The 5,484-nt window shown below is 40.6% G+C and carries 2 protein-coding genes; both read right to left on the bottom strand.

The window, feature by feature from the left end; translation table 11 throughout:
• Positions 1-499: 499 nt before the first annotated feature.
• Positions 500-1,159 (bottom strand): DUF6266 family protein, encoded by a 660-nt coding sequence (locus tag FL972_RS02570; protein ID WP_144603236.1) that lies wholly within the window; start codon positions 1,157-1,159, stop codon positions 500-502.
• Positions 1,160-1,675: 516 nt separating this feature from the next.
• Positions 1,676-5,215, bottom strand: a complete 3,540-nt coding sequence (gene smc, locus FL972_RS02575; RefSeq protein WP_144603238.1) for a chromosome segregation protein SMC — start codon at positions 5,213-5,215, stop codon at positions 1,676-1,678.
• Between the last annotated feature and the right edge of the window lie 269 nt (positions 5,216-5,484).

Here is a 5,484-nt window from a genome sequence, read left to right on the forward strand (position 1 = left end):
GGCATTGAGATTTCGCTTTCAAACAGGGTAAAAGGGCCAGCGCTGGGGGAGGGTTGCGTTTTTCCTACCAGGGGTTGAAACCCCTGGCTATTGAAAAGTTAAAGCCTTTCAGGCTTTGAGTACCATCGAGCTTTAAATTAAGAGTTAAGTCGCGTAGCGACGGTTGGTCTCCTAGCCAGAGATTTCAATCTTTGGAATTCAGATAAGCTGTTGAATTGTTGACGAAGTCCCATAGGGACGGCCGATTTTAATGCTGAATTGAAAGCTCTGTTCCTCCGCCTCCTTACTCGGGCCTGTGCGCCTCTGGCGTGGCTATTGAATAGTTCAAGCCTTTCAGGCTTTGAAGAGGTTAAATTTTTGATCTTAATGTCTTAAATCAGAAGGATCCATTCCCTTTTCTTAAAGGGGGCAAGGGGGATTTTTCAAATTGATTAGTCCCCTCCTAGAGGAGGGGCTGGGGTAGGTCATGAGAGAAATTATTTGAAAAACTGTGCTAATCTTAAGGCTTAATTTTTCCCAAATAGACAGAATCCGAAACATAGGTTTTCTTTTGTTGCAATTGTTCTTGACTAAAGGCCAGATAAACATGCCAAGAACCTTTCGTAGTTGGTGTAAGAGGAAGAAAATCTTCTCCTCTATCTCTTCTTTCTCCTAAATGATTCCAAATTCGGATATCTTCTTCCAGATTAATGGCAATTAAGAGTGCTTGGTCGGACGGTTTCGCAGATCCTGACCATGAGTTATCTGTCCAAGTAAATTGAACCCCATTTTTGAACCAGTGAGCAGCCGCATTTAATGGACCGCTAAGCGAACCTGCACTCAGCTTAAGTAAACTAGGGTCTATTATTTTGGAATCACCATCTGATTTAAAAGAATTTTTTGCCATATAGGCAACAGCTGCATGATAGGGTTGTCTAGCTCCTTGCTTCATTTCCTGATAACTAAATCGAAGCAAGGGAACCAACTTCCGTAAAAACTGGTGAGTTTGTTTCATGACAGACTGAGATAAGCGCTTTCTTCTTGAGGTTCGTTTTTTTACTGATTTACTTTGTTTTCCAGGTTTTTGTCTGACATAGGTATTTCCACCAGATTGATAAAATACCAGCCCACCAATTTTACCACTGATTCCCTTAAGCATAGGGTTTTCTACTTTTCCCATATTTCTAAAAGTTAAGAGGTAGAATTTTAGCAATAATTTTTAAATTATTCTAAACATACAGTTTGAAAAAATCGTATTTTGATTAGTTTATATCTATTAAAATATTGATTGGTTATTGTTTTGAAATAGATATTATATTGGTCAAACATTGGTTAAGGTGATGCTTTTAAAAACCTTTCTATTTTAGGTTGATTTAATTTTAATACAGATTCCTCCCTTAATTGCTATAAGTTTTCTTTCTTTTTGAAAAACCCTGACTAATTCAAATTTATCCTAAAATAAACTGGTAGGTTAAATTTTTAGCATTAACCACTGAGTAAAAGTCCTTATAAATAAAAATAATTCTCTAAATGAATAGAACGCACATTCCTATTTAATTGCCAAATACTCTGTTGATTTTCAAAATTAACGGGCAATTAGGCCATTCTTAGGCAGGTACAAATTATTTTCTGAAATTGAGGTTTTTTTAAATTGATTTACTGCTTGAAATTGGGCTTTAGCTAAATTCTTAATAAATCAAGCCAACTCCCTCAAATCCACCGGCACCACTCGACTCACGCCCGCCTCAATCATCGTGATTCCATAGATAATATCCGTACTGGCCATGGTGCGCTTGTTGTGGGTGACGATGATAAACTGGGACTCTCCACTGAATTGCTGGATAATCTGGTTGAACTTATCAATATTGGCATCGTCCAAAGGTGCATCCACCTCATCAAAAATACAGAAGGGCGCTGGTTTGAGCAGATAGATGGAGAAGAGTAGGGAAGTGGCTGTCAAGGTCTTTTCTCCCCCAGATAGCTGATTGATAGTCAAGGGTCGCTTGCCCTTAGGCTTGGCCATAATCTCAATGCTGGACTCCAAAGGATTGTCCGGATCGGTCAGCTTCAAATCGCAATCATCCTGCTCTGTAAAGAGGGAACGGAAGACCTTGATAAAGTTCTCCTTAATCTTATCAAATGCCTCCAAAAAGGTCTCCTTGGCCACATCATCGATTTCTTGAATGGTGGTCAATAAGGATTCTTTGGCCTTTACCAAGTCATCTTTCTGAGTAATGATAAAGTCGTGACGCTCCTTGATCTCATCATAGGCCTCCATAGCCATTGGGTTGATAGGACCTATTTTTTCAAGCTTCTCTTTATGTTTTTGAACCAAGGTTCTCAAGTCTTCTTCCGAGAAATCTGCAAATTCTTCATCCAGCTCAGGATTTTCTTCCATCAGCTGATCCAGATCCAACTCAAATTCCACGCTCAGACGCTCTTTCATGGAGGTCATTTTCAGCTTGATCTCATTGATGCTATTCTGTAATTCATGCAACAATTGATCGTGACTTTCCTTGGCTTTCTGTAGGCTGCGGATTTTCTGATCTGTTTCATCAATCAAGCCCCGACTGCCATAATAATCCTTTTCAGCTTCAGTAACCCCAGCTTCAATTCCTTCTTTTTCCGAATACAATTCAATCAATTCATCATCCTTGATCTCATTGTTTTCCAATAATCCCCTGATTTCGGAGTCCAGAGATCCCAATTCAGACTGGGACTTTTCTATACGCTCCTTTGAACTCTCATAAGCATTCTGCTTAAACTCAATTTCTTGCTCCAGGCTATTCACGCGGTTTAGCTGCTGATGATATAAGATATTTTCTTGGTTAAAAGCCTGAGATTTTTCGGAAAGCAAAGCAGATTCTTTTTCCAAGTCCTCTGTCAGCATTTCCAGATCCTGAGCAGCAGATTCGTATTCCCCTCGCTGCTCCAATAAATCCGGTTGTATAGTGGATAGGCTTTCCTCCAGCTCAGCAATTCTATCTAGGATATCCTCTCGCTTGTTGGCATTGGAAGAAAGTAATTCTGCCAGTTGTTCTTTTTTGGTTCGAACAGAGACATATGACTGATTGATCTCATTGATCGCTGCTTGCTTTTCTTCCAACTGCCTTTTGTAGGAAATTTCCTTTAGCTTCATTAGGTCAGAAAGCTTTTGATCCAAATTGGATCGGGTAGCAGAAACTTTCTTATTGAGTTCTTTGATCTCCTTGTCTAGCTTTTCCAGGTTCTTGGCTCTACCGATTCTTTTTCCTTCAAAAAGGCCAACTGAACCACCGGAAAGGGAGAATTTGCGTTTGGTGTATTTGCCGCTTTCGGAAATAAACACAGCCTCAGTATCCTGCGGAAAATCCTTGTAATCTCCCTGCACGATGTAGACATTGTCCAGGATGAAGTTGATCAAGCGGCTGTATTTGACATCAAATTCTATGATTTCGGTAGCTGCGATGGCATTGGCGAACAACTTGCTTTGGCTGGATTTGAAGCGCTCAAAATGCTCCAAAACAAAGAAATTGGCTTTTCCCCGGGAAGCATCAGAAAGTAATTGGATTGCTGCAATTGCCTGGGCTTCGGTGTCAACCACATAGTAGTTCATGTATCCCTCCAGGTAATTCTCTATGGTAACCCGGTATTTTTCATCCGTAGTCAAGAGGTCGGAGAGGAGGGGAATATCTTTTCCCCAGGAACTGTTCTTTTTAAGAAATTTGATAGCCTCCGGAAAACCTTCCAGATTTTCTACCAAGGATTTGGTGAGGTTATATTCGTTTTGTTTGGAGTCTAATTTTCTGGAGGAGGTAGTCAATTCCTCCCGGATCATTTCAATGACCCGATTGGATTCTTCGATCTTTTGGTCCAGGTCTTCCTGCTTGTTTTTCAAGCTGGTGAATTCCGCTGTTGCCTGATCCAGCTCTTCTTTCAAGTCTACTATTTTGGCCTCAAAATCCACCAAAGAAGCTTCCTGATGGGAATCATCTGAGGAAGTTCTCTCAAGCTCCTGTTTTAGAGTAGATAATTGAATTTGCTTGATTTCAAGATCTTTGCTGAGTTGGTAAACCTTTTCCTTCAACCCTTCAAATGCCTGTTGCTGAGATTTTTGTTGCAGCTGCTTTTCAGCTTGAATCTCCTTTTGGGATTCATAGGCAGCTCTGAGTTCAGAGACAACTGCTTCCTTTTCGGCCAGCATTTTGGCAGCCGATTCCATTTCCTGCTGAAGGGATCGGATGGAGAATCCCGCTCTGTCATTGGATTTTCTATCAGCATCTATTTGCTCCCGCAATTTTTGGGATCTATCTTCCAAAAAGCGGAGACGCTCATTTTTGATTTTCTTTTCTGACTCAAAGGAGCGAATCTTATTGACATGCTCATTGAGTGTTTTTTGGCGGGAAGCCAAGAGTTTTTCCTTAGAAATCAAATCTGCTTTCAACTGGCTCAGCATTGCCTCCTGATCTGCAATTTGAGTTTGGAAGGAAAGTTTCCGGTCAGATTCCGCCTGAATTTTCTGATTCGTTTCAATCAAAGACTTAGAGTACTTCTCTATACTTTTTTTAGCCAGATTGATTGAAGCAGACTTGTATTCAGCTTTGATTTCAAAGTATTTAGCTGCCTGTTTTGCCTGCTTTTCTAAGGATTTGAGGTTTTTCTCAATCTCATAGAGCAAATCTTCCACCCTTGCTAGGTCAGCATCTGTGTCTTCTAGTTTGCGAAGTGTTTCTTTCTTTCGGGTTTTAAACTTGGAGATTCCGGCAGCTTCTTCGAAAAGTTCGCGTCGAGAGTTGTTTTTATCATTGAGCAACTCATCAATCATTTTCAGCTCGATGATGGCATAGGAATTCGAGTTGATTCCTGTGTCCATGAAGAGATTCGTAATGTCCTTCAATCGACAGGTAACCCCATTGATCTGATATTCACTTTCCCCGGAGCGATAATAGCGACGGGTGATGGTGACATGGGTATATTCAGTAGGGAGGAGGTTTTTGGTGTTTTCAAAAGTGAGGGACACTTCAGCCAAGTTGGAAGGCTTTCGGTTTTTGGTCCCGTTGAAAATCACATTTTCCATTTTATCCGAGCGGAGCATTCGGGTTTTTTGTTCCCCCAATACCCAGCGGATGGCATCGACTACATTGGATTTTCCGCAACCATTAGGCCCTACGACACCGGTAATACCTTTGTCAAAATTGATGACCATTCGGTCGCCAAAACTCTTAAAGCCCTTGATCTCCAGTTTACTAAGTAGCATGTGATTTTATCCTCTTTCTAAAAGCAAGTAAAATAGTATCATTTGAAGGAATTGGCAAAAATTAAAAGACTTTAGAGGAAATAAATGGTGTAAGAAATACATTGGAAATAGATAGAAATATGCATTCGGTGAGATAGAATAGAAATACAATGGAAATAAATAGAAATATGCCTTCGGCGAAATACTATTCAACAGATATGCTTCGGAAGATAGACTCTCCTCCGTCGAGCCAGATATGCCTTCGGCGAGATACGGACCAATTCCCCCTT

This window comes from Algoriphagus algorifonticola, from assembly GCF_007655305.1.
GTDB classification, from domain to species: Bacteria; Bacteroidota; Bacteroidia; order Cytophagales; family Cyclobacteriaceae; genus Algoriphagus; species Algoriphagus algorifonticola.

Bases quoted from the DNA above. Each gene is read 5' to 3' on its own strand.
- FL972_RS02570 (WP_144603236.1), bottom strand. From the start codon at position 1,159: ATGGGAAAAGTAGAAAACCCTATGCTTAAGGGAATCAGTGGTAAAATT.
- smc (WP_144603238.1), bottom strand. From the start codon at position 5,215: ATGCTACTTAGTAAACTGGAGATCAAGGGCTTTAAGAGTTTTGGCGAC.